Genomic DNA, 21,827 nt, shown 5'->3' with positions numbered 1-21,827 from the left:
TCATTGGCACAACGGCGGACGCCAACGGGCGCACGCCTTTCACAACATCCGGAGACATCGATGAAATACGAAGAAGACGTTCGTGCGCGTTCCTACAAGTTCCGTGACGAGTATGTCAATGCCACGCCATGGTGGTATCGCGGCGAAATGCACCTCGGCTTCACATTGCTCTTCACCGGCGGCGTGATCGTGTATTGCCTGATGCAGCTTCATGCGCCGACGCTCACCGAATGGCTGGCGGTCATTCCGCTCTTTCTGTTCGGCAACTGGGCGGAATGGGCGGCGCACCGCTACGTGCTGCATCGTCCGACGAAGTATTTCAGCATGATCTACAAGCGCCATTGCGCAGTCCATCACCGGTTCTTCACGCATATGACGCTTGAATACAAGGGCCACCGTCACTGGCGCGCGCTGCTGTTTCCGCCGTTCGCGCCGGTTGCGTTCGTACTGGCGGCCGTGCCGTTCGCGCTCATGATCGGGTTCGTATTCTCACGCAACGCAGGCTACATCGCGTTGTTCACGATGGCGGCGTACTTTCTGATGTACGAGGGCCTGCATACGCTCTCGCACTTCACCGACAGCCCGTTCCTCGACCGGGTTCCGCTCGTCAACACGGTGCGGCGCCTGCACGCCACACACCACGATCCCGAAGTGATGGCGACACAGAACTTCAACCTCACGTTCCCGATCTGCGACATGCTCTTTGGCACGCGCAGCGACGTTCCGAGTAGTGCGCGTGAACCGTTGGAACGCGGCCGCTAAACCCCTTGTTTCCCCAAAACACCCATCGTCACGCGCTTTATCTCGTCAGTGATAATCGTGATGAGCGCCTGTGCGGCGGGTCCGATCGGCCGCTTTGGATGCGTGACCTGGATGATGTGCCGCACGATCGGCGGCGATGTGATCGTGTGAGCGCGCAGCACGCCTTCATCCACCTTGCGCTGCACGACCACGCGCGGCAGGATCGTCGCGATGTTTCCCTGCTCGACGAATTGCACGATCGAGCTGAGCAGGTCGATTTCGAACTTCGGCTTGATGACGATATCTGCGGCCATTAGCGCGGCGTCGAGCGCGCCGCGCAGGCCGTTGCGCCGCGTTGGCAGTACGAGTTCTACCCCGGACGTATTTGCGAGATCGATCTCCTGCGGCAACTCGACGCCATGTAGGGCACTCGTCACGAGCACCATTTCCTCGACCAGCAACGGCTCGACATCGAGAGCGAGGCGACCGCGCGGCTTGTTGATGATCGCGGCATCGAGCCGGCCTGCCTCGACTGCATCGATGAGCTGTGCGCTGAAGCCGTCGGCCACCGATACCTCGACTTGCGGAAAGAGCGCGTCAAACCTCGCGAGCGACTCCGGCAAGACGCTTTCTGCTTCCGACGCCACCATTCCGAGCGAAACGCGACCTGTGACGATCACGTCGCGTCGGCTCAACTGCTCGCGCGCATGCTCGATGTCGCGCATGATCGGCGTGTACAGGCGATACATAAGGCGCGCCGCATCGGTCGGCGCCATGCCGTGCGGGCCGCGTTCGAAGAGCGTCTGTCGCAGTTCGGCTTCGAGCTTCGAGATCTGCATGCTGAGCGCGGGCTGCACGATATTGAGCCGCTTGGCCGCGCGCGTGGCAGAGCCATCCTCGAAGAGGGCGATGAAATACTGGATTTGCTTGAGGTCCATGAGGCCCGATCGAGGTGGGAAAGCCGAGACTGTGAGTGTAGCCACAAGTCGAAACGTGCGTGGGTTCAAAATCGGCGGCGGCTGGCGCGCCGATCCGCCTGTCGAGCCGAGGCCGCGCTGAGCGGCGCTTAGCTGTGAGGTCACGCACATGGCAACGGTAACGACCTGGATGGCGTCACCAGCGGCCTATCGGAGACGCCTGTCACTGCACAGCCGCGATCGCGAAACGGCGACCATAGGAGCGCCTTCAACGGACAGCCAGGCGTCGAAGCGCCCTTGTGCGGCCATGGGCGGTTCGGATTTGGTCAAGGAGACACCAACAGATTTCCGCTGCCCGCGTCATGGGCGCACCTTGAGGGCACGCCGTGGTGCGTACCGTTCGCGTGACGACGTGCACGACCGCGCGTCGCACGACAGGCATCGCGGGCGCGATGAACTTGAGCGCAGACGCACCACCAATTCTGCCTAGAGGCTCCTTAAAAATGGCGGGGAGCTTTACACTCCGCGCCGGACCTGCGGCCTCGGGCGATCATTCTAGTCTTGCCGGTGGGTCTGTCTGCGCGGACAAAAGGGTAGTGTTACAAAGACTCATACATGACTCATAAACCATGATTGACATTAATATCAGTTTGCGCTCTAATGTCTCGTAACGGAGGGTGAATGAGGGAGCCACGAGATCCGCAGCCTTGTTTGAGAGGCGCAGTCCGGAGGCGGTAGCAGCAAGTTCTGTGTAACCTGTAGATCGGTGCCATGAAGCAGGAACGCCTAACACGTGCGCAGCGTAAGAAGCAAACGAGGGAACGGTTGCTTGATGCCGCCGAGAGAATGTTCGTCCGCAAAGGATTCGCTGCGACGAGCGTGGACGATATATCGGACGAGGCTGGATATACCCGTGGCGCGTTCTACTTCAACTTTGACAGCAAGGCCGAAGTGCTGATCGAGTTGTTGCAACGGGAGGGCGAGCGGACCTATTCGGCGATCCAGGCGATCTTGAAGGAGGGAGCTACGCCGGTTGAGATGAAGCAGCGTGCCACTGCCTACTTCATCGATTCACTCGGGCATGACTCGTTCAGCCTTTGGGCGGAAGGCTCGCTGCTGGCATCGCGGGATGCCGCGTATCGGGATTCCATCAATGTGTTGCGACGCCAGAGATTAGCCGCTACCGATGATTGCATTCGGAGCATATGGGTGACCGATCAAGCAAGACTGTCGCACGGAAGGGCAGAAGCGCTGGCGCTCGGGATGTCGAGTATCTGCGATGGCATTAGACTCTTCAAGTTGGGGAACGGAAAAATCACGAGTGACGAAAAGTTGCACACCGTGGCTGTCGAGCTTATATCGTGGCTCATCGAGCTCAGCCCGAGCGATACGGCGCCAAGATTAACTGACTAAACGGCCTTCCCAGAACTGGCGGCCGCTACGCGGTCCAATGCGGACCGGTGAAAAGCCTGGCACGGCTCAATCAAATCAGTGCTATTGCCCATATAGTTCCACCTGCCCAGCTATTTGGAACATTGCGTTTAGTATTCCGTATTAAAGAATTTTTTGTGCCGCATGAACATGTGGCTATGCTATGGGAGGCGAGATGCGTGACGATATAGATGCACGGACACCAGTTTTCGACGACGACACGGACGTGTCAATGCCAGGACGAACACCAGGACCTGCTATCGGTGCGGCGCATCGTGCTTCGGCGTGCAAATGGGCATGGTCGCCGCCCTGTGCCGATTCCTATGACTGGATGGACTGCCACAGCCCTTTTTCGGAGCAATTTTCCTAGCTCGCATGTATTCGGCGGTATCGGCTGACGTCTAACAAGCTCTGCGGCCTTCGATCTGCGTTCTGCACAAGATCAACTGAGCTACTGTGTGACTGTATGCGTAGTCAGCAAGAGTAAGCGAAGAGGTATTGATATTCACATGCAAAGGGACGGGCGTGTTGACCGCTCGGCCCTCCACCAGGAAATACGTTTATGAATTGCGCTGCCGATGCGTGGAGCGTAACCGTCGCAAGGCTCGAAGATCCATTGTCCAGCCGTCTCGCGGAGCTTGTGTTACATCGTTGCTACGCCTTGCGAACGGAGGGTGGTACCGATTCGCTCGCCGTCAGGGTCCTGGACAAGCCGACGGAGCAAACCTTGATTGTATCGTGGGGCGACGCGCGTTTTGGCCGCCATGGCTATCAGATATGGCGTACGGTGGTAGCGCAGCGGCGAGGAACCTGCGTCGTGACCGGTCGACAAATCAAAGCTGGAGAGACGGTGTACAAGCCGCGAAAAGCGAAGCAAAGAATGGTGAATGCCGACGCTATGATCTGCGCCGGCATATTAGATAACGAGCCGATAGAACCGTAGCGCGCTCGTACAGCAGATCTCCTACCAGGACAGCACAAGCTTTTCGCAATCAACTCGCATATAAGAGTTCAATCAACCTAAGACATAGGCTTAGTCATGAGAAAGCAGTTCATCGCAAGGGTTGGTCAAGAAAATTCGGCCAATGCCCATCGGATTGTACAAGAAGCGCTTCGCAAGGCCGCCACGGCAACAACCACTAACGGCGCCATTGACCTGCTTGGCGAGGCGTTACTGGAGCTGGATCGCCTGCTCGCTGCGAAGAGCGCGCGCGCGGGCTGGCATTACGCTAGGCGGGTTGCTGCTTGACCCCGAGCGCTCTTATATGATTCCGAGCCGGTTCACGAGCGGATCCGGCAGGCGCCCACGTCCATGGCAATTTTTTGAGGTTCGATCTCGTGATGGTTCGCGCTCGGTGATGCGAGGGAACAATACATGCTGGACCTTTCCCGAGCGAAGCAAACGCAACCATTAGCAGCCGATGAGAGAAGCTTTGAGTACCTACCATCGTCAGTCGTTATTTTGGGGCACCGTAGCCTTATCGGCCTGTGTCTTGTTGTGGGCCCTTCGGCCGGTTCTCACTCCTTTCCTGCTCGGTGCGATCATCGCGTATATCTTGCAGCCGGGCGTGGAGTGGCTGGTTCGCCATCGCACGCCGAGAAGCCTCGCGGCGCTAGCCATGATTTCTCTACTGGCGGTGCTGATCACATTGTTCGCACTGTTGGTGTTCGCTGTCCTTCAAAAGGAAGGACCTGAGCTTACGGAGAGGCTTCCCGCGCTGCTAGCAAAAGGCGATGCCACGCTGAAACCGCGGATGGCTTTCCTTGGTATCGACTACTCGGTCAATTTGGCGAATCTTCGCGAGGCACTGACAGCCCGTTTGTCAGGAAGCGAGCACGGCGTCGCCCTCTCGATTTGGCAATATGTTCGCACAAGCGGTAGTCTGATGATCAGCGTGGTCGGGAATGTGGTGCTCGTGCCTCTGGTGCTTTTTTACCTGCTCTACGACCGGCATGAAGCGTTCGAGCGCCTGGAGAGCTTCGTGCCGCGACGCTGGCTAGCAAAAACGCGGGATTTCGTTGGGCAGGTCGATCAGATGATGTCGCAGTATCTGCGCGGGCAACTGCTCGTCGTGGGAATACTCGCGCTGTTTTATCCTATCGCGCTCAAGATCGTCGGATTGGACATTGCGTTGCCCGTCGGTCTTCTCACGGCGCTCGCTGTGTTCATTCCCTACATCGGATTCGCGACCGCGCTAGCATTTGCGCTTCTGGCTGCGTTTCTGCAATTCGGAAACTGGTATGGGCTCGGAGCAGTGATCGTCGTGTACGGAGCCGGCCAGATCTTGGAAAGCGTTGTTCTTACGCCCAGACTCGTCGGCGAGCGCATCGGCCTGCATCCCCTCGCCGTCATCTTCTCGTTATTGGCTTTTGGCGAGCTGTTCGGTTTCTTTGGCGTTCTGCTTGCACTGCCTGCCAGCGCCGTGTTTGCTTCTGCTCTGAAGGGACTGCGACGTCGCTATCTGGCGAGCGAGCTTTACCGGACCCGGTGAAAAGGGTCAAATTGGAAGAGCCCAGCCTGAGCGGAACGCCTTGCGGCTCGCGTTGTCTCCGCTCACGCGGTCGGCCCGCGGTGTGATGCCGGCAGGGGGCGCCGGGCGATCTTCTCCGCTTCCATGCGTGCAAGGCCGAACGCTTGCAGCACGATCGCTGCCGTACTCTGCGCGAATTTTTCCTCGCGGGATCGCCCCATCGTTTTCAGGCGACGTGTCCTCCTCGAAGACGCGGAGAAGCGAAGCTGAGCGGCTATTCCTGCAAGAACGGTCCCGGTCACGGAAATGACGCACATCAACGCGTCCGAAACCAAAAAGCGTCGTTCCGAAATTCCTCTTTCCGCATCTCGCAGCAGCCGCTGGCCAAGACCCATGCTCAGCGCGCGTGCAGAGAGCGCTTCACGCATCAGCAGTTGTCCCCAGATTGGTTCGCGGTAAGCGTGCAAAAGCGTATGACGCACGGACACGGCGATCACTTCCGCTGGGTCCGACAAGCCGCTTGCCAGATGATCAAGCGCGGTCGCGAATTCCTCAAAGAGCCATTCGACGAGCGCGGCGAAGATTCCCTCCTTCGAGTCGAAATGGTTATAGAAAGACCCGAATCCGACGTCGGCGGCATTGGTGATGTCGTTGATCGTGACGCCTTCCATTCCTTTTTCCGCCAGCAATATGAACGTGGCGTCGAGCAGGCGGATCCGGGTTTCGCGTTTGCGTCTGGCAAGGCGTGGCGACGCTGCCTGGGTTACGTCAGGGCTTTGAGCCGGCTCCTTGGTTGTCTGCCGTCGACGCGCACGGTGAATTGGCATGTTGGGCATGTGGCCTCCTGTTTAGGAAGATTGTAGATTTATTTGTCATGGTTGACAATTATATCAGCAATGGGTTTAATGTCACCAGCGCGGCGGATGTGGCGGACTAGCGGCGCCAGGAGGACTGAAAGTGGAGACGCGTCGCAAACATGCTTGAGGCGCTATACCAGACCACACTTCACGGACGCCGTTCAAAGCGCGCGGGCATCGGCAAACGCGCGGATCGGATGCCGCTCCGCAGCATGCCGCATTGGATTCCCGCCAGGCGCGCGACTTCGCTTAATTCGAGTTGCCAAGAGAGCCGGTGACGTATCAGCGGCTTTCTTGATTTCGCGCGGCTGGCACGAATTGCTTTAGCAATCCACGGCCGGCCTGGTCAGCGCGGTTGGCACTACTACTTAGACTTATCACCTGCCTTTGTGAACATCGTGAAACATTCCGGACCCGTCGCGCTAAAAGGGACGCGCACCTTATTACCCTCCTGGTTCCGGTCAGAATGCCGGTTGCCCGTTGTGATCGCTGCCTGCAGCGCAATCCTTCTGTCGGCCTGCCACCCGCGTGAAGCGGTCGTGACGGAAGCCAAACCGGTTGTCGCGCTTGCGGTTCACCGTGATCGGAATATCGCGAGCGCCTCGTTGCCTGCGCAGGTACAGGCCCGTTACTCCACGCCTCTTTCGTTTCGTGTGGGCGGCAAAATCATCGAGCGACGTGTGCGCATCGGCGATTCGGTCAAGGCAGGACAGACGGTCGCGTTACTTGACCCGACCGATCTGCGCAACACCCTTGCGAATGCGAAGGCACAGCTGGATGCCGCCGAGCATCGCCTCAGCTTCGCCAAGCAGCAGCTTGACCGTGACGAGGCGCAGGCGCATGCGAACCTGATCGCTGCCGCGCAGCTGGAGCAAACGCAGGATGCGTATGCGACGGCTCTGGCGCAGCGCGATTCGGCGCGAGCCCAGACGGCGCTCGCGACCGATCAACTGCGCTACACGACGCTGACAGCTGACCACGACGGTGTGGTCACATCGGAGGATGCCGATACCGGACAGAATGTGCAGGCCACACAGGCGGTCTTCCACGTTGACTGGACGGGCGATGTCGACATCGTCTGCGACGCGCCCGAAAAAGCACTGAACTCGTTGACGGTCGGCGCCCAGGCGCGCGTCACATTTCCCGCGCTGCCTGGCAAGACGCTCGAAGCGCGGGTGCGTGAGGTGTCACCCGCAGCCGATCAGGAAAGCCGCACGTGGCGGGTGAAGTTAACGCTGAGTGCGCCGAGTCCGGAAGTGCGGCTGGGCATGACGGCAAATGTCGCATTCGACGTGGCAGCCGATGGCGTTACGCGCGAGCCGTACACACTGCCGGTGACGGCGCTCTTTCATCAGGGCGAGAAACCGGCCGTCTGGGTGGTGCGTCAAGGCAGCAATACGCTCGAGCTGCGCACGGTCACGATCGAGCGCTATGACGAGCGCACGGTCTCGGTGAGTTCAGGCCTGCATGACGGAGACCGGGTCATTCTGCAAGGCGTGCATGCCGTGAGCTCAGGGCAACACGTGCAGGTGGTGCCCCCGCTTCACCAAGAGGATTTCCCGACATGAACGCGCGCGACCATGAAAACGCGCGCGACAGCGCGCCTGCGAATGCCTCGCATAATGCAGCCGCCGACGGAACCGGTTTCAATCTGTCTTCCTGGGCCCTGCGGCATCAGCAGCTGGTGATCTTTCTGATTGGCCTGATGACGCTATTTGGTGTGATCGGTTATACGCAGCTGGCCCAATCGGAAGATCCGCCGTTCACGTTCCGGACGATGGTCATCAAGACGTACTGGCCGGGCGCGACCGCTCGTGAAATTCAGGAACAGATCACGGACCGCATCGGCCGTCAGCTGCAGGCGGCGCCCTATGTGGACAACATCAAGAGCTATTCGCGCCCCGGCGAGTCGATGATCTTCTTCGCGATGAAGGATTCGGCGCCCGTCAAGAACGTGCCCGAGACCTGGTATCAGGTGCGCAAGAAGGTGGGCGACATCAGGGCGACTTTACCCAAAGGAGCGGTCGGTCCGTTCTTCAATGATGAGTTCGGTGACGTTTACACAAACGTCTACGCGCTCGAAGGCGACGGCTTTACACCCGCGCAGCTGCACGACTATGCCGACAAGCTGCGCACGGTGCTGCTGCGGGTGCCTGGGGTTGAGAAGGTGGATTACTTTGGCGATCCTGATCAGCACATCTTTGTCGAGATTTCGAATGCCCAGCTGACCCGCCTGTCGATCACACCGCAGCAACTCGCCCAAGCCATGGACGCGCAGAACACCGTTGCACCCGTGGGCACGATTACGACGGCGGACGACCGTGTGTTCGTGCGGCCGAGCGGCGCGTTCACGGATGAACAGGCGCTCGCGGACATGCTGATCACCGTCAACAAACGCAGCTTCCGCCTCGGCGACATCGCGACAATCAAACGCGGCTACGACGATCCACCCGTCACGCAGATGCGCGTGGGCGGTCAGGCGGTGCTCGGCATTGGCATTACGATGCAAAAGGGTGGTGATGTGATCGACCTTGGGAAGGCACTCGACGCAAAGGCGGCCGAGCTGCAGACGACGCTTCCCGCGGGTCTGAAGCTGTCGCCCGTCTCAAGCATGCCGCATGCAGTGAAGCACTCGGTGGACGAGTTCGTGCGCTCGGTCGGCGAAGCGGTGGCTATCGTGCTGGTCGTGAGCCTTGTTTCGCTCGGTCTGCGCACGGGCATGGTCGTGGTCGTCACGATTCCGATTGTCCTGGCAGTGACAGCACTGTGCATGCATCTGTTCGGTATCGGGCTGGACAAAGTCTCGCTCGGCACGCTCGTGCTGGCGCTGGGCCTGCTCGTCGACGACGCGATCATCGCCGTCGAAATGATGGCCGTGAAGCTGGAGCAGGGCTGGAGCCGCATGCGCGCGGCGGCGTTTGCGTATTCGAGCACAGCCTTTCCGATGCTGACGGGGACCCTCGTGACGGTCTCGGGCTTCCTGCCGATCGCGCTCGCGAAATCGAGCACGGGTGAGTACACACGCTCGATCTTCGAGGTATCGGCCATTTCGCTCATCGTTTCGTGGTTTGCGGCAGTCGTGCTGGTGCCGTTGCTGGGCTTCCACCTGCTTCCCGAGCGCAAGGCCCACGCGGGAGGCGGCCACCACGATGAGCATGCCATCTACAACACGGGCTTCTATCGACGCCTGTCGGGCTGGGTCACGTGGTGTATCGACCGGCGCTGGGTCGTCTTGGGCGTCACGGCCGTGCTCTTTGCGCTCGCGATGGCGGCGTTCACGCGGGTACCTCAGCAATTCTTCCCGAACTCTGAACGGCCTGAGCTGCTCGTTGACCTGAGGCTTCCCGAAGGCGCTTCGTTCGAGGCGACGTTACGTGAATCGAAACGCCTCGAGAAAGTCCTCGACGGCAAGCCTGGCATCGACCATTTTGTCGACTTCGTCGGTACGGGCGCGCCGCGCTTCTATCTCCCGCTTGACCAGCAGCTTCAGCAACCCAACTTCGCGCAGTTCGTCATCACCGCCAAAGACGTCGAGACGCGTGACGAACTGATGCACTGGCTTGACGCGAAGCTGGAAACAGACTTTTCTGGGGTACGCACACGGGTCGCGCGCCTCGAAAACGGCCCGCCCGTGGGCTTCCCGATCAAGTTCCGCGTGAGTGGCGACGATATCGCGACGGTGCGCTCGCTCGCGGAAACAGTTGCGCAGAAGGTCCGTGCCGACTCGCGCACGCGCAATGTCCAGTTCGACTGGGACGAGCCGGCTGAACGTTCAATCGCGTTCGAGATTGATCAGAACCGGGCACGCCAGTTGGGCGTCACATCAGAGGATGTGTCCAGCTTCCTCGCCATGACGCTGTCGGGCTACACGGTGACGCAGTTCCGCGAGCGCGACAAGCTGATCAACGTCGATTTGCGTGCGCCGACGAGCGAGCGCGTTGATCCTGCGAAGCTGACAAGCCTGGCCATCCCGACACCGAATGGCCCCGTGCCGCTCGGCTCACTTGGCCATGTGCGCAATACGCTCGAGTACGGCGTGATCTGGGAGCGCGATCGCCAGCCGACTATTACTGTGCAGGCGGACGTGCGCGGTGACGCCCAGGGCATCGACGTGACGCGCGGTATCGACCAGGCGCTCGCTGCTGTGCGCTCAAAGCTGCCTGTGGGATATCGGATCGAGGTGGGCGGTGCCGTGGAAGAGAGCGGGAAGGGCCAGACATCAATCAACGCGGAAATGCCGCTGATGATCATCGCTGTGCTGCTTCTGCTGATGATCCAACTGAAGAACTTCGCGCGGACGTTCATCGTCGTGCTGACGGCGCCCCTGGGGCTCATCGGAGTAGTGGCTGCACTACTGCTGTTTGGCAAACCATTTGGGTTTGTCGCACTGCTGGGTGTGATTGCGATGTTCGGCATCATCATGCGCAACTCCGTGATTCTGGTGGACCAGATCGATCAGGACATCGCGGCGGGACACGCGCGCTTCGACGCCATTCTTGGTGCAACGGTACGGCGCTTCAGGCCGATCATGCTCACGGCCGCCGCCGCCGTGCTCGCACTGATTCCGCTCCTTCGCTCGGGCTTCTTCGGACCCATGGCGACCGCGCTGATGGGAGGCATCACCATCGCCACGGTGCTGACGGTGTTCTTCCTGCCCGCGCTTTATGCGACCTGCTTCAGGGTGCGTCGTGAAGAACGCGACGTACAGCAGGTCATCGTCGAGCGTTCGGAGGTTTGATCATGAGTTTTACCTACAAGTCATCCGTACTAGCCGCGGCCGCGGCCCTCGCTTTGGCCGCGTGCTCATTTGGGCCCAGTGGTAAGCCGCCAGCCATGCCATCGCCCGGGCATTACGGTGCGCAGGCGCAACCGTCGAAGACGGTCGCCGCGGGCGGCGTTGCGCAGGCATTCGACGTGGGCACGACCCCGGTTCCGCAATGGTGGCGGCTTTACCGCTCTGAGGCGCTCGATACTCTAGTTGAAGAAGGCTTGCGCAACAGCCCGACGCTGGCGGCCACGCAGCGCACGCTGGCGGCGGCGCAAGAGGAACTGCGGGTCCAGGTCGGTGCTTCCACGCTGCCGTCCATTGACGGCGCTGTCCAGGTCGAGCGCGCGCGTTCACCCGTCGTGCCGGGGCTCGGCCCTGAGCAGGTGCAGTACAACTTCTTCGCCGGACAGCTGCTCGCGCATTACACGTTCGACCTGTTCGGGCAGACGCGTTACATGAATTCGGCAAGCGCTGCCCGTGTGGATGCACAGGCGTTCGAGTTGGAGGCGTCGCGGCGCGCCCTTGCGGCGAACATCGTCGCCAGCGCGATCAATATGGCGTCGCTCGATCGGCAGATCGCGCTCACCGAACGGCTCGTCGCGGTATCCGACGATGCGGCAAACGAGGACCAGCAGCGCTATGCGCTGGGCTCCGTCTCGCGTGCACAGGCGCTCGCTTCAAAACAGGATGCGGCTTCGATCGCGGCGACGCTGCCGGCACTGCGTCAACAACGCGCATCCGCCATCCATGCGCTGGCGGTGCTGATGGGCCGCACGCCGGACAATGCCCCACGCGTGCCGGACCTCGGCAGTCTGTCGCTGCCCGAGCACGTGCCTGTCGCCGTGCCGTCGGACCTGTTGCGCTCACGCCCCGACATCCAGGCAGCCGACGCCGCCGTCAAGGCCGCCGCCGCCGATGTGGGCGCGGCGACAGCACAGCTCTTTCCAAGCCTGTCACTCACCGGCTCCATGGGCCGCGGCGGGTTTAGTTGGCCAGCGGTGCTCTCAGGCGCGGGCGGCCTATGGGCGATTGGCGCCAGTCTGTCACAGCCAATCTTCCATGGCGGCGCACTGATCGCGCAGCGCCGCGCGTCGATTGATGCCTATGACGCCGCCGTGCTGCACTACAAGTCGACGGTGCTCTCTGCGTTCCAGGATGTGGCGAATTCCCTCGCCGCGCTGGATAACGACGCCCAGACGCTCGCGTCGACGGAAGTGGCCGCAGACGCCGCGCGTGCTGCATTCGACGATACCACGTCGCGTCACAGCATGGGCTCACTGCCTTCTGCGGCAACACGCGCGAGCGAGTCGCGGTATCTCAACGCGCAGATCAGCGCTACGCGCGCAGCGGGTCAGCGCATGAGCGATACGGCTGCATTATTCCAGGCGATGGGCGAACTACCTGCGACTCAGCAGACGGCCGCGTCCACACGATGATCGGGCCTTCCTGAAGGCTGCGGGGGTGGCCTGGCTGATCCGGTCACTCTCGCCGTTCAGGACTTGCTCCCGCCTGTACCGGGTGATCGCCGATTTAAACCATCGATAGACGCTGCTGCGTAGAAAAGGTGATGCGCCCGTGTGACGGCGTCCAATTTCTACTTCTCCCGTATGGAATATCAGAGACTGATTGCCTGCCACGAATGCGATCTGCTATTTCGGAAGCCTTCGAGTGTTACTGGGTGCCGCCCAGCCTGCTCACGGTGCGGTGCGCGCCTGGCAGCGCTCCCTGGTGCTGGCCTGCCGCTTGACTGGATGTGCGCTGTGACGCTTGCTGCGCTGATCATGTTTTGCATCGCGCAGAGTTTTCCTGTGATCGAGCTGCATGCGAACGGCATGATGTCTGAGGCGACGTTGCTTGGCGCCGTGCGGTCGCTATGGTCGGGCAACATGCGCATTGTCGCGGTCATGGTGTTCTGCTCATCTACGCTTGTTCCGCTGATCGAACTGCTCGCCTTGCTCTATGTGCTGGTGCCGCTTCGCATAGCCAAGCTGACCGGCTCAGCCGGCGCTCCAGCGAGGTGCTGCCGGCACCGGACACGCCCGGTGGGCACGAGTTGCTGCAGCACCTGGTGGTCGAAGGGTTGCGCGGGCAACTGCGGATCGGCAACCTGCTGACAGGTCAGTTGTACGTCGCGCTCGACATGTTCCCCAAAGCCGCTCGTGCGAGCGTTGATGTGCACGGCAACCCGATCGAGTTGCCGACGGTGCCGAACACGCTTGACGAACTCCAGGTGCAGGTCGCGGATATCGCGAGAAAACTGAACCAGGTGCCGTTCGACCGGATCGGCGCCAACCTCAATGGTGCATTGGAAAACGCGAACAGGCTGTTCGGGCATATGGACACAGAGGTCGTACCGCAAGCCCGCGACGCGCTCGCCGCCGCCCAGAAGACGTTCGGCACCGCCGAATCGACGCTGCTGCAAACCGCGCCCATGCAATCGGACATTCAAGACGCGATGCAGGAACTGACGCGTACCCTGCAGTCTCTCAATACGCTCGCCGACTACCTGGAGCGTCATCCGCAGGCGTTGCTATTCGGCAAGCAAGGAGACAAGCCATGAGGTCGATCCGATCCCGCGCGGTGCGCACGGTGGTGCGCGCGATCGGCGCCATTGGTCTGGCAACGCTGACGGCGTGCACTTCGCCGCCCACCCGCTTCTATACGCTTGGCACTGCACCGCAGCCGGCGATTGCGAACGGTACAGCAAGCCCGTCATTTCCCATTGACGTGCGTCCGGTGAAGGTGCCGGTCGCGGTCGCGAGAAGCCAACTCGTGGTACAGGTCAACCCGTCCCAGGTCAAGGTGCTGGAGGATGATCGCTGGGCGTCGTCCCTTCAAGACGAGATTCGCTATGCGTTGATTGCTGGCGTGAGCCAACGGGCCGGCGCGCCCGGCTCGTCCGGGGCAAAGGCGGTCGTCCGTGATGAGGATGTTTCCGACTATCAGGTCGCCGTCGATGTTCAGCGCTTCGAGTCCTGGCCTGATTCCCACATGCTGGTTGACGCCGTATGGAATGTCCGCAGGTCACCGGACATCGAAACATTGATCTGCCGCAGCGTAGTGAGCGAACCGGTGTCTGGCGGATATCAGGCGATCGTCGATGGCCATCGCCATGCGATAGGCATCATCGCCACGCAAATAGCCATGATGGTACGCGCGCTTGCTGCAAGCGAAAGGCACAGCCGGTTGAGGCCGGCTGGGGCGTCGGGCCATGCAGGAAAACCGACGGTGTCTTGCACGCATGTCGCAGACGGCGCGCGCACCGCAGCAGACGGGGCGCTTCCACGCTTTGTGGAGTGAGTTTCGGTCGCCCCGTAGCCAGCGCGGCGGGCCCCACCGAAAGCTTCCGGCAGAAAAATTGGCCACCAGGGCTTATGCGGTCCGGTCCGCGGAGAGCGATGTGAGCGGCGTTGACCCATCGTGCTTGCGCAAACAGCTTGATAACGTCTGTGTGGTCCTGTTTGACCGATGGTGCGAGCGACGGGAAGTCACGTCGCTGCGCTACCTGCTGCATGCGTGCCCGTTCCTGCCGTCGACGCCGCGTCTGATCGGGCGCGTATCTGCATCGCTTCGCGAGCTTCTGACGTTGCACCCGGACTCGCCCGGCACCCAGGATCGAAGGCTGAAAGCAAGCCTTCTCTCTCTGGCCGGCCAATGAGCCGAGGCACCCGGGCGGAACGCCGTCGGACGGGAGGCAGGGAGCCGATGCCCCGGCCGGCCGTTCAGGTTTCCTGATAAAGTTCCCACGGGCCGCCGTCGTGCAAACGGAGCGGTGATGGCATCGGCGGTCCGAGATGAACCGCTTCTGATAGTCGCCGCTGCTTCCCAATCAGCCTTCCTCGACGGCCTCCTCGACCAGGGGCAGGGGACGGGCTGCAATCTTTTCCGCCTCCGGGCGCTTTAATCCAAGCGTCTGCAGCAGCATGGCGGCCGTGCGCTCTGGCAGACGCTCTCCGCTGAAGCCCAGTTCCTTTAACACGCCGGCCGCGCTCGCCCCCGGTGCAACAAAATTCAACTCCGCCGCGATGACACAGAGGACCGTGCCGCCCACTGCCAGAAATCCGATAAACGGGTCGGCAACGACGAACCGCTTCGCAGCAATGCCGTTGCCGATGTCGCGCAGCAGCCGCTGGCCCAAACCGCGACTCATCGCGCGCGCCGAAAATCCTTCACGTATCAGAAAGCGTCCCCAAACGGGATCGCGCCCCGCGCGTAGGATCGTGTGGCGAACGGAGACCGCGATCACTTCTGCGGGGTCGGTAATGCCGCCCGCGAGGCGATCAAGCATGTTCGCGAATTCTTCAAACACGTTGTCCACAAGCGTCGCGTAGATCGCCTCCTTCGACTCAAAGTGGTTGTAGAAGGAGCCAAAGCCCACGTCGGCGGCCTCCGTGATCTCGTTGATCGCTACGCCTTCCATCCCCTTTTCGGCCATCAATCTGAGGGCGGCGTCAAGCAGACGGGCGCGCGTCTCGCGTTTGCGGCGCGCGCCGCGCGGTTCCCGCTCTTCCGCAACGGAGGGCGGAGAGACGGGCGCAGAAGCGCTGGAACGTTTGGTCGGCCGGCGATTTGTCGCGTTTGTCATGATGATCCCAAGTCTGGTCATGTTCGCAGTATAGATTCAAACCTCTATATTGACAAAACGATCATCGATGAGTTTAATGTCATCAACGGCACTCAGCGGCCGGTCTAACTAAAACACTGGAGTGACTGTGGAGACAGCAACCCGACATAGGGCCGCCGTGAGCGGCCGGCGCCCGCACATTCGCCCGCGCGACCGCGCGTCCGTACCGCCTATCGATCGCGTGTCGTCAGGTTGCCAGGCGGCGGAGCCAGCGAGCGACCTTTTCTTCGCGCGGTGGGGCCGTGAAAGGCGTCCGGCGCCTCCATGCGACTGTCCTCGATCTTCAGAGTCGCGTCGCGACTTCCATCCCCGATGGCCGTGAGACTTTTCTGCGTCTGAATCATCGTGCCATCGCACCAGCGCTCCAAGCCGCATCAGCTGATCCGACCGCCTGAGTACATTTCGCCATGAAACTGACTACTGCCCAGCCCTCTCGTCATCCCTATCCAACGACCAAAGCGACTGCATTGGGTTATCTGCTATTCGACCGGCCAGACCTCGAGCATGCCGAGCATTTTTTGAACGACTTTGGGCTGCAAACCGTTTCCCGGAGCGAGGCGCTGCTGCTTTTGCGCGGTACGGGCGCCACGCATTTTTGTTACGTCGTGCGCAAGGCGCCGAAAGCACGCTTCGTCGGCTTTGGCTTGCAGGTCGGAAGCAGAGCGGAGCTCAACACCCTCGCGAGGCTGCCGGGCGCGTCGGAGGTAGAGCAGTCTGTTCTACCGGGCGGAGGCTACGTGGTGCGACTGACGGATCCTTCCGGTTTTCGGGTCGATGCAGTTTGGGGCCAGACACCCGCGACCGAGGTGCCGCATCGGCTGCCGTTGCCATTCAATTCGGTTGATGCCACTGTGCGCATCAACGGTACGCAGCGGCCGCCGCAGCGCGCCCCCGAGATCATCCGGCTCGGGCACGTCGTGCTCGAACTCGCGGACTTTCAGGAAACCTGTGGGTGGTACACGCGCCATTTCGGTTTCATTCCGAGCGACGTGCAGGTACTGCCTGACGGCTCGCCGGCCGTGGCATTCATGCGCCTCGATCTCGGCGATCAGCCGGCCGATCATCACACGCTCGCGCTTGCGCAGGGCTTTGACGCGGCTTATAGCCACAGCGCCTACGAACTCGTTGACGCAGACGCAGTCGGCATGGGTCAGCGCGTATTACGCGATCGCGGGTGGACCCACGCATGGGGGATCGGCCGACATATTCTAGGCAGCCAGATTTTTGACTACTGGCAGGACTCGTGGGGCGACAAGCACGAGCATTACTGCGACGGCGATCTGTTCACCTCGGTGCTCCCAACTGGCATCCATGCGGTCAGCCGCGAGGCGATGGCGCAGTGGGGGCCGGCGATGCCGCGCAGTTTCACGAAGCCCAAGATGACGCTCGCGAGCATTGCGGCGCTTGTCAGGAACCTGCGCCGCAGCCCCGACTTGACGCTCAGCAAGCTGCGGACGCTGGCGAAAATTTTCGCCTGAACCAAACCACATCCAAAGCATCCGGAGGATCGACAAATGGCACTTCACGTTCTGCATTTCCTGCACCAAGGCCGCGCCCAGTGGGGGGTGGTGGCTGACGGTGCGATCACCCCGATTCCCGGCGAATTTGAATCGACCGCAGCGTTCATCGAGGCGAATCCTGTCGAGCGGCTGTTGGTACTTGGCGCTCCGTCGATTCGCGAATCGGACGTACAGTGGTTGTCGCCCGTGACCGCCAATCAGCAGTTCATCTGCCAAGGCGCGAACTACCGCCAACATATGATCGAGTCGGGCTTGGACCCTGACGTGAAGAAATTCAACATGATTTTCACGAAGGCGCCGAGCTGCATCGTCCCTGCGAACTCGGACGTCGTGAAACCCAAAGAAGTTCGCTTTTTAGACTACGAGATCGAGCTCGGTCTCGTACTCAAGCGCAACATCACGTCCCGCGAAACGGTCACCGACCAGAACTTGCACGACTACATTGCTGGCGCCGTCATCGTCAACGATTACTCCGCGCGCGATATACAGATTCCGCAGATGCAGTTCTACAAGGGCAAGAGCTATCGGACGTTTGGTCCCGTCGGTCCTTATCTTTGCTTGCTCGAGAAACAAGATATTCCGAAGTTGAAAGAGCTCGTGCTGACGCTGACGGTGAACGGCACGGTGCGCCAGAACGACACCACCGCTGGCCTCGTGTATGGCCCCGCCGAGACCTTGACGGAGCTTTCGGGGGTTCACGATCTGCACACCGGGGACCTGCTCGCCACGGGCACGCCGTCCGGTTGCGCGTTGACCATTCCCACACCCGAGAAACAACGCGCGGCGGCGCAATTGCCGGACGCAGAAAAATGGCGAATGTTCCTGAAGATGCAGGAAGAGAGGCAGCAGTATCTCCAGGTGGGCGATGTCGTGGAGGCATTTATCGCGAGCTACGACCGCTCGATCAATCTGGGCGTTCAACATAACGTCGTCATTGAAGAGGCAGCATGAAAGGCGTCGCGACCCTAGACGATGTCCTGGCGATTGAAACTCAAGCGCAACGGGCGGACTTACCGTCCAGTACCTTCGAGATGATCTGCCGGGGCGCCGCGATCAACCCATCGGCACCTGCGCTCACATTCTTCGCAACAGCCGACGACTATGCGAACTCGGATTGTTGGACCTACGGCGAACTGGTGCGCGAGATCACGCGTACCGCCAACCTGCTTTCTCGACTGGGTGTGCATCGGGACATGGTCGTCGCCTATGTTTTGCCGAACCTGCCCGAAACCCACTTCGTGATCTGGGGAGGCGAAGCGGTCGGAATCGTCTGCGCGATCAATCCGCTGCTTGAGGGGGAGGCCATCGGCGAACTGCTCAATGCCTCGGGCGCCCGCGTGCTGGTCACGCTCGCGCCGTTTCCCGGAACCGACCTATGGCAGAAGGTGCAAGCGGTCTTGCACAAGATCCCGGCCTTGCGCGATCTGGTACTCGTCGATCTGGCCGACCGGATTTCGAGCCAAAAGCGGCCCGCTGTTCGGACGTTACAAAGCGCCGAGTGCGCGAAGCTGCAGGGCGCGAACGGTATTCAAAATGCTGTTCCATTGAGGATACGCATTCACGACTTCGGCGACGCAATCGCAGGTGAATCCGGCGCGATCTTGAGCGACTCGCGCCGACCGAGCCTCGACGATCTTTCATCTTTTTTCTGCACAGGCGGCACCACGGGACTGCCGAAGATTGCGATGCGTCGGCATGGCAACGAGGTGGCCAACGCGTGGAACGCAGGTCAATTCCTCGGCGAAAGCATCGGTCCCGGAAAAACGATGTTTTGCGGCTTGCCACTCTTTCACGTCAACGCCGTGACGGTCACGGGCCTGTTGGCATTCTCGCGTGGCGCCCACGTTGTCGTCGGCACACCGCAAGGGTATCGGGGCGAGGGGGTGGTCAAGCGCTTCTGGGAAATCGTCGAACACTACCGCATCAACTTCTTCAGCGGCGTGCCGACGCTCTTCGGCGCTCTGCTCGATAGTCCCGTCGACGAGCGCGATATCAGCTCGCTCGAATATGGCTTGTGTGGCGCGGCGCCAATGCCGGTTGAATTGCTGCGCACCTTCCAGCAACGCACCGGGGTAAGGATCCTCGAGGGCTACGGTCTCACGGAGGGCACCTGCGTGAGCAGCGTTAATCCACCGCTGGGTGAGCGCAGGGTTGGTTCGATCGGTCTTCGGCTGCCCGGCCAAGCGATGAAGGCCGTGCTGGTCGACGAAACCGGCCGATATGTACGGGACTGCGTGGTGGACGAGGTGGGCCAGTTGGTTATCTCCGGCCCGAACGTATTCGCTGGGTATGCGAGGCCCGAGCACAACCGTGGCATCTGGCTGGAACTGGGTGACGGCGCGCGGTGGCTCAATACCGGCGATCTGGGGCGCTGCGATGCCGACGGGTATTTCTGGCTCACCGGCCGCAAGAAGGAGCTGATCATCCGGGGTGGACACAACATCGATCCCGCGGCAATCGAGGAAGCACTTCATCGCCATCCCGCAGTCCAGATTGCCGCTGCCGTGGGCCGCCCCGATATCCATGCGGGGGAGTTACCGGTCGCTTATGTTCAGCTTAAGACCGGCGTAAGCGCAAGCGAAGCGGAATTGGCCGAGTTTCTGCGTGACGAGATCAGTGAGCGTGCCTCGCTCCCGAAGGGAATTAGGGTCGTCGACGTGATGCCCCTGACGGGTGTTGGCAAGATTTTCAAACCAGCGCTGAAACGAAAAGAAACGGCCGACGCCCTGCAGTTTGCACTCGCGGAAGCTGGCGTAGAGGCCACCGTCGCCATATCCGAAGACCTTTCGCGGGGACTTGCCGTTCACGCAGAAGTACCGAATGCGGAACTCGAAGGATTGGCGAGTTCCGTGTTAGGGCGGTTTCCTTTCACATTCTCGATTACTGTCGCGACAACATCGCAAGGCAACGGCAATCGCCCTACGGCGACCGAGACGCCCCGCGTCTCGACGTGACGCGAGTACGGACGTCGGCGTGCGTGCTGAAACACGCGCAGGCACCCGACCTTGCGCTCGGATCGCCGTTGAACTGCCATTGTTACCGGATCGCAGCCGCATTGGTTTTCGGTTGGGAAGAAGATGAGTCTCGCATCAGGTAGGACGTTGCATTCACTCGTTGAAAAATGGTTTGGACCTGTTTCGCAGACGCCGTTGCGGGTGACGCGAGTGGGGCGCGCACAGTCGAATCGAGCGCCTTGCGTGCACATTGAGCTACTTTCACCCAAAGGGCCGATGGGATTGTTTTTCTTCCGGCATTGCGACGGATCGTGGTGGGTATTTCCCCCGGAGGCTGATCGCTTGGCGATGCGGGTTCACTGATATGCCGAGCGAACGCCGCCACGCGCACAGGAACCTGCGATGGGCGGCAGGATGCGTCACTGACCTTTTCAATTTGCGTAGTACCCGGCACGGAGGATTGAGAGCGCAGCGATAGCGAAAAAATTCATCGCTAAAAAATTAGTATAACTATCTAAATGCTGAATGGGTACGCGGATTTGGATTCAACCCAGCGGGCCGATCTGAGGCGGCAAATGATCGGGTCGGTTGGGTGCCCCATAGAAGACCTTCAGCCAACGAGACAGGAGAAGACACTTGATGAACTGCAGGACGATGATTCGCTCGGCGGGGACAGCGATCTGTATCGGCTCGGCTGCGCTTGCTGATACAGCAAGTTCTCAGACGGCTGGAAGCTTTACCCTCGCAACAGGATGGCTTCACGTCGCGCCACAGGGAAATGCAACGCCGCTCACCGTTGAAAGCGTGGGTGGTATGACCGTGAACCGGCAAGTACCTGGTTCCGGGGCGCACGCGACGTCCACCGATACGGTGGGAGTCAACACCGAGTATTACATCACCGACAACTTCGGCGTCGCCACACTCATCGGCCTTCCACTGACAGTAAATCTCGTGGGTGACGGCACGCTCGCAAAGTATGGCACCCTCGGGTCGACGCGACCGATGCCACCCGCTATCGTCTTCCGATACCACCTTTTTGAGGCGCAATCGAAGTTCCGTCCGTTTGTTGGGTTGGGCGTGAACTATACGTGGTACACCCAGGTTCGCACGACGAACGCTCAGTTCGTCACCGACAACCTTGGCCCTGGCGGGACGGCGCACGCGTCGCTCAGCTCATCGTGGAACCCGGTATTCGAGATCGGCGCGTATTACGCACTCACGAAGCATTGGTCTGTCGGAGCTGCTGTCGGTTACCTCCCATTAAAGACCCACCTCACGCTGGACGGAACGACGGCAAATGGTACGCACGTCGTTTCGACTTCGACGATCCGGATGAATCCCGTCAACGTTTTCCTGAACGTCGCCTACACCTTTTAGCAGGCGTTCTCAGCCGCCCGGCAAGGCGGCAGACGTGCAACCAATCAAGAGGTTTCCATGCACAACAAAGAGCTCGAAAGCGTCCTTTCTAGCCACGCCGATCGCCCACACCCCGACACAACCGCGCGCTCGACCGATGGGCTCGAGCGCGTGATAGTAGCGGTCAG

Annotated in this window: 17 protein-coding genes and 2 pseudogenes; 16 read left to right on the top strand and 3 right to left on the bottom strand. The window is 60.8% G+C overall.

Features of this window, described 5'->3' with window-relative positions; translation table 11 throughout:
- The first annotated feature begins 60 nt into the window (after nucleotides 1–60).
- A complete protein-coding gene (locus AWB83_RS09870; protein WP_087044714.1) occupies nucleotides 61–762 on the top strand; it encodes a sterol desaturase family protein in 702 nt (233 codons plus the stop codon).
- Here the strand turns inward: AWB83_RS09870 and AWB83_RS09865 are convergent.
- Nucleotides 759–1,679: a LysR family transcriptional regulator gene (locus AWB83_RS09865; RefSeq protein WP_087044712.1), complete on the bottom strand. Its 921-nt coding sequence runs from the start codon at nucleotides 1,677–1,679 to the stop codon at nucleotides 759–761. The genes AWB83_RS09870 and AWB83_RS09865 overlap by 4 nt on opposite strands.
- Nucleotides 1,680–2,429: 750 nt before the next feature.
- Here AWB83_RS09865 and AWB83_RS09860 point away from each other — a divergent pair.
- The 4 genes from AWB83_RS09860 to AWB83_RS09845 all read left to right on the top strand — a co-directional run bounded on the left by AWB83_RS09860 (nucleotide 2,430) and on the right by AWB83_RS09845 (nucleotide 5,581).
- On the top strand, nucleotides 2,430–3,071 hold the full coding sequence (locus AWB83_RS09860) for a TetR/AcrR family transcriptional regulator (RefSeq protein WP_087044710.1): 642 nt from the start codon (nucleotides 2,430–2,432) through the stop codon (nucleotides 3,069–3,071).
- Nucleotides 3,072–3,651: 580 nt separating this feature from the next.
- Nucleotides 3,652–4,032, top strand: a complete 381-nt coding sequence (locus AWB83_RS09855) for a DUF3331 domain-containing protein (RefSeq protein ID WP_087044708.1) — start codon at nucleotides 3,652–3,654, stop codon at nucleotides 4,030–4,032.
- Nucleotides 4,033–4,128: 96 nt separating this feature from the next.
- Nucleotides 4,129–4,338 (top strand): hypothetical protein, encoded by a 210-nt coding sequence (locus AWB83_RS09850; RefSeq protein ID WP_087044707.1) that lies wholly within the window; start codon nucleotides 4,129–4,131, stop codon nucleotides 4,336–4,338.
- A 172-nt stretch (nucleotides 4,339–4,510) separates the two neighbouring features.
- The gene (locus AWB83_RS09845; RefSeq protein WP_087044705.1) at nucleotides 4,511–5,581 is read left to right on the top strand and encodes an AI-2E family transporter; all 1,071 of its coding nucleotides are present in this window, start codon (nucleotides 4,511–4,513) and stop codon (nucleotides 5,579–5,581) included.
- 62 nt (nucleotides 5,582–5,643) lie between these two features.
- On the opposite strand, the gene AWB83_RS09840 is transcribed toward AWB83_RS09845, so the two are convergent.
- Nucleotides 5,644–6,396 (bottom strand): TetR/AcrR family transcriptional regulator, encoded by a 753-nt coding sequence (locus tag AWB83_RS09840; protein WP_087044702.1) that lies wholly within the window; start codon nucleotides 6,394–6,396, stop codon nucleotides 5,644–5,646.
- Between the two features lie 410 nt (nucleotides 6,397–6,806).
- On the opposite strand from AWB83_RS09840, the gene AWB83_RS09835 reads away from it, so the two are divergent.
- The 7 genes and pseudogenes from AWB83_RS09835 to AWB83_RS09805 all read left to right on the top strand — a co-directional run bounded on the left by AWB83_RS09835 (nucleotide 6,807) and on the right by AWB83_RS09805 (nucleotide 14,843).
- A complete protein-coding gene (locus tag AWB83_RS09835) occupies nucleotides 6,807–7,985 on the top strand; it encodes an efflux RND transporter periplasmic adaptor subunit (RefSeq protein WP_087044700.1) in 1,179 nt (392 codons plus the stop codon).
- The gene (locus tag AWB83_RS09830) at nucleotides 7,982–11,155 is read left to right on the top strand and encodes an efflux RND transporter permease subunit (RefSeq protein ID WP_087044698.1); all 3,174 of its coding nucleotides are present in this window, start codon (nucleotides 7,982–7,984) and stop codon (nucleotides 11,153–11,155) included. The genes AWB83_RS09835 and AWB83_RS09830 overlap by 4 nt, the downstream gene beginning before the upstream one ends.
- Nucleotides 11,156–11,157: 2 nt before the next feature.
- Complete coding sequence (locus AWB83_RS09825) at nucleotides 11,158–12,621, top strand: efflux transporter outer membrane subunit (RefSeq protein ID WP_087044696.1); 1,464 nt, start codon at nucleotides 11,158–11,160, stop codon at nucleotides 12,619–12,621.
- Nucleotides 12,622–12,792: 171 nt separating this feature from the next.
- A pseudogene (locus AWB83_RS37630) lies at nucleotides 12,793–13,161 on the top strand (paraquat-inducible protein A); the annotation flags it as partial.
- 14 nt (nucleotides 13,162–13,175) lie between these two features.
- Nucleotides 13,176–13,745: pseudogene (locus AWB83_RS09815) on the top strand (mammalian cell entry protein); the annotation flags it as partial.
- A complete protein-coding gene (locus tag AWB83_RS09810; RefSeq protein ID WP_087044694.1) occupies nucleotides 13,742–14,485 on the top strand; it encodes a PqiC family protein in 744 nt (247 codons plus the stop codon). The pseudogene AWB83_RS09815 and the gene AWB83_RS09810, both read left to right, overlap by 4 nt.
- Nucleotides 14,486–14,585: 100 nt before the next feature.
- Nucleotides 14,586–14,843, top strand: a complete 258-nt coding sequence (locus AWB83_RS09805) for a hypothetical protein (RefSeq protein ID WP_244197651.1) — start codon at nucleotides 14,586–14,588, stop codon at nucleotides 14,841–14,843.
- Between the two features lie 171 nt (nucleotides 14,844–15,014).
- Here AWB83_RS09805 and AWB83_RS09800 read toward each other — a convergent pair whose 3' ends face one another.
- The gene (locus AWB83_RS09800) at nucleotides 15,015–15,770 is read right to left on the bottom strand and encodes a TetR/AcrR family transcriptional regulator (RefSeq protein ID WP_087044780.1); all 756 of its coding nucleotides are present in this window, start codon (nucleotides 15,768–15,770) and stop codon (nucleotides 15,015–15,017) included.
- 446 nt (nucleotides 15,771–16,216) lie between these two features.
- Here AWB83_RS09800 and AWB83_RS09795 point away from each other — a divergent pair, with 446 nt between their 5' ends.
- From AWB83_RS09795 to AWB83_RS09775, 4 genes are all read left to right on the top strand, one after another.
- Nucleotides 16,217–17,287: a VOC family protein gene (locus AWB83_RS09795; protein WP_087044690.1), complete on the top strand. Its 1,071-nt coding sequence runs from the start codon at nucleotides 16,217–16,219 to the stop codon at nucleotides 17,285–17,287.
- Nucleotides 17,288–17,323: 36 nt separating this feature from the next.
- A complete protein-coding gene (locus tag AWB83_RS09790; protein WP_087044688.1) occupies nucleotides 17,324–18,280 on the top strand; it encodes a fumarylacetoacetate hydrolase family protein in 957 nt (318 codons plus the stop codon).
- A complete protein-coding gene (locus AWB83_RS09785) occupies nucleotides 18,277–20,283 on the top strand; it encodes an acyl-CoA synthetase (RefSeq protein WP_087044686.1) in 2,007 nt (668 codons plus the stop codon). Before AWB83_RS09790 ends, AWB83_RS09785 begins: the two co-directional genes overlap by 4 nt.
- Before the next feature lie 639 nt (nucleotides 20,284–20,922).
- Entirely contained in the window at nucleotides 20,923–21,660 is a 738-nt protein-coding gene (locus AWB83_RS09775) for an OmpW/AlkL family protein (protein ID WP_087044682.1), read from the top strand.
- Nucleotides 21,661–21,827 lie beyond the last annotated feature (167 nt).

Origin of the sequence: Caballeronia ptereochthonis (assembly GCF_001545075.1) — a bacterium.
Taxonomy (GTDB): Bacteria; Pseudomonadota; Gammaproteobacteria; order Burkholderiales; family Burkholderiaceae; genus Caballeronia; species Caballeronia ptereochthonis.
The sequence above is the reverse complement of the archived record's forward strand: the minus strand, read 5'-3'. Positions and strand labels throughout refer to the sequence as shown.

What these genes read in the sequence shown, in the direction of transcription:
- AWB83_RS09870 (WP_087044714.1), top strand. Translation starts at nt 61, where the DNA reads ATGAAATACGAAGAAGACGTTCGTGCGCGTTCCTACAAGTTCCGTGAC.
- AWB83_RS09865 (WP_087044712.1), bottom strand. Translation starts at nt 1,679, where the DNA reads ATGGACCTCAAGCAAATCCAGTATTTCATCGCCCTCTTCGAGGATGGC.
- AWB83_RS09860 (WP_087044710.1), top strand. Translation starts at nt 2,430, where the DNA reads ATGAAGCAGGAACGCCTAACACGTGCGCAGCGTAAGAAGCAAACGAGG.
- AWB83_RS09855 (WP_087044708.1), top strand. Translation starts at nt 3,652, where the DNA reads ATGAATTGCGCTGCCGATGCGTGGAGCGTAACCGTCGCAAGGCTCGAA.
- AWB83_RS09850 (WP_087044707.1), top strand. Translation starts at nt 4,129, where the DNA reads ATGAGAAAGCAGTTCATCGCAAGGGTTGGTCAAGAAAATTCGGCCAAT.
- AWB83_RS09845 (WP_087044705.1), top strand. Translation starts at nt 4,511, where the DNA reads ATGAGAGAAGCTTTGAGTACCTACCATCGTCAGTCGTTATTTTGGGGC.
- AWB83_RS09840 (WP_087044702.1), bottom strand. Translation starts at nt 6,396, where the DNA reads ATGCCCAACATGCCAATTCACCGTGCGCGTCGACGGCAGACAACCAAG.
- AWB83_RS09830 (WP_087044698.1), top strand. Translation starts at nt 7,982, where the DNA reads ATGAACGCGCGCGACCATGAAAACGCGCGCGACAGCGCGCCTGCGAAT.
- AWB83_RS09825 (WP_087044696.1), top strand. Translation starts at nt 11,158, where the DNA reads ATGAGTTTTACCTACAAGTCATCCGTACTAGCCGCGGCCGCGGCCCTC.
- AWB83_RS09810 (WP_087044694.1), top strand. Translation starts at nt 13,742, where the DNA reads ATGAGGTCGATCCGATCCCGCGCGGTGCGCACGGTGGTGCGCGCGATC.
- AWB83_RS09800 (WP_087044780.1), bottom strand. Translation starts at nt 15,770, where the DNA reads ATGACAAACGCGACAAATCGCCGGCCGACCAAACGTTCCAGCGCTTCT.
- AWB83_RS09795 (WP_087044690.1), top strand. Translation starts at nt 16,217, where the DNA reads ATGAAACTGACTACTGCCCAGCCCTCTCGTCATCCCTATCCAACGACC.
- AWB83_RS09790 (WP_087044688.1), top strand. Translation starts at nt 17,324, where the DNA reads ATGGCACTTCACGTTCTGCATTTCCTGCACCAAGGCCGCGCCCAGTGG.
- AWB83_RS09785 (WP_087044686.1), top strand. Translation starts at nt 18,277, where the DNA reads ATGAAAGGCGTCGCGACCCTAGACGATGTCCTGGCGATTGAAACTCAA.
- AWB83_RS09775 (WP_087044682.1), top strand. Translation starts at nt 20,923, where the DNA reads ATGAACTGCAGGACGATGATTCGCTCGGCGGGGACAGCGATCTGTATC.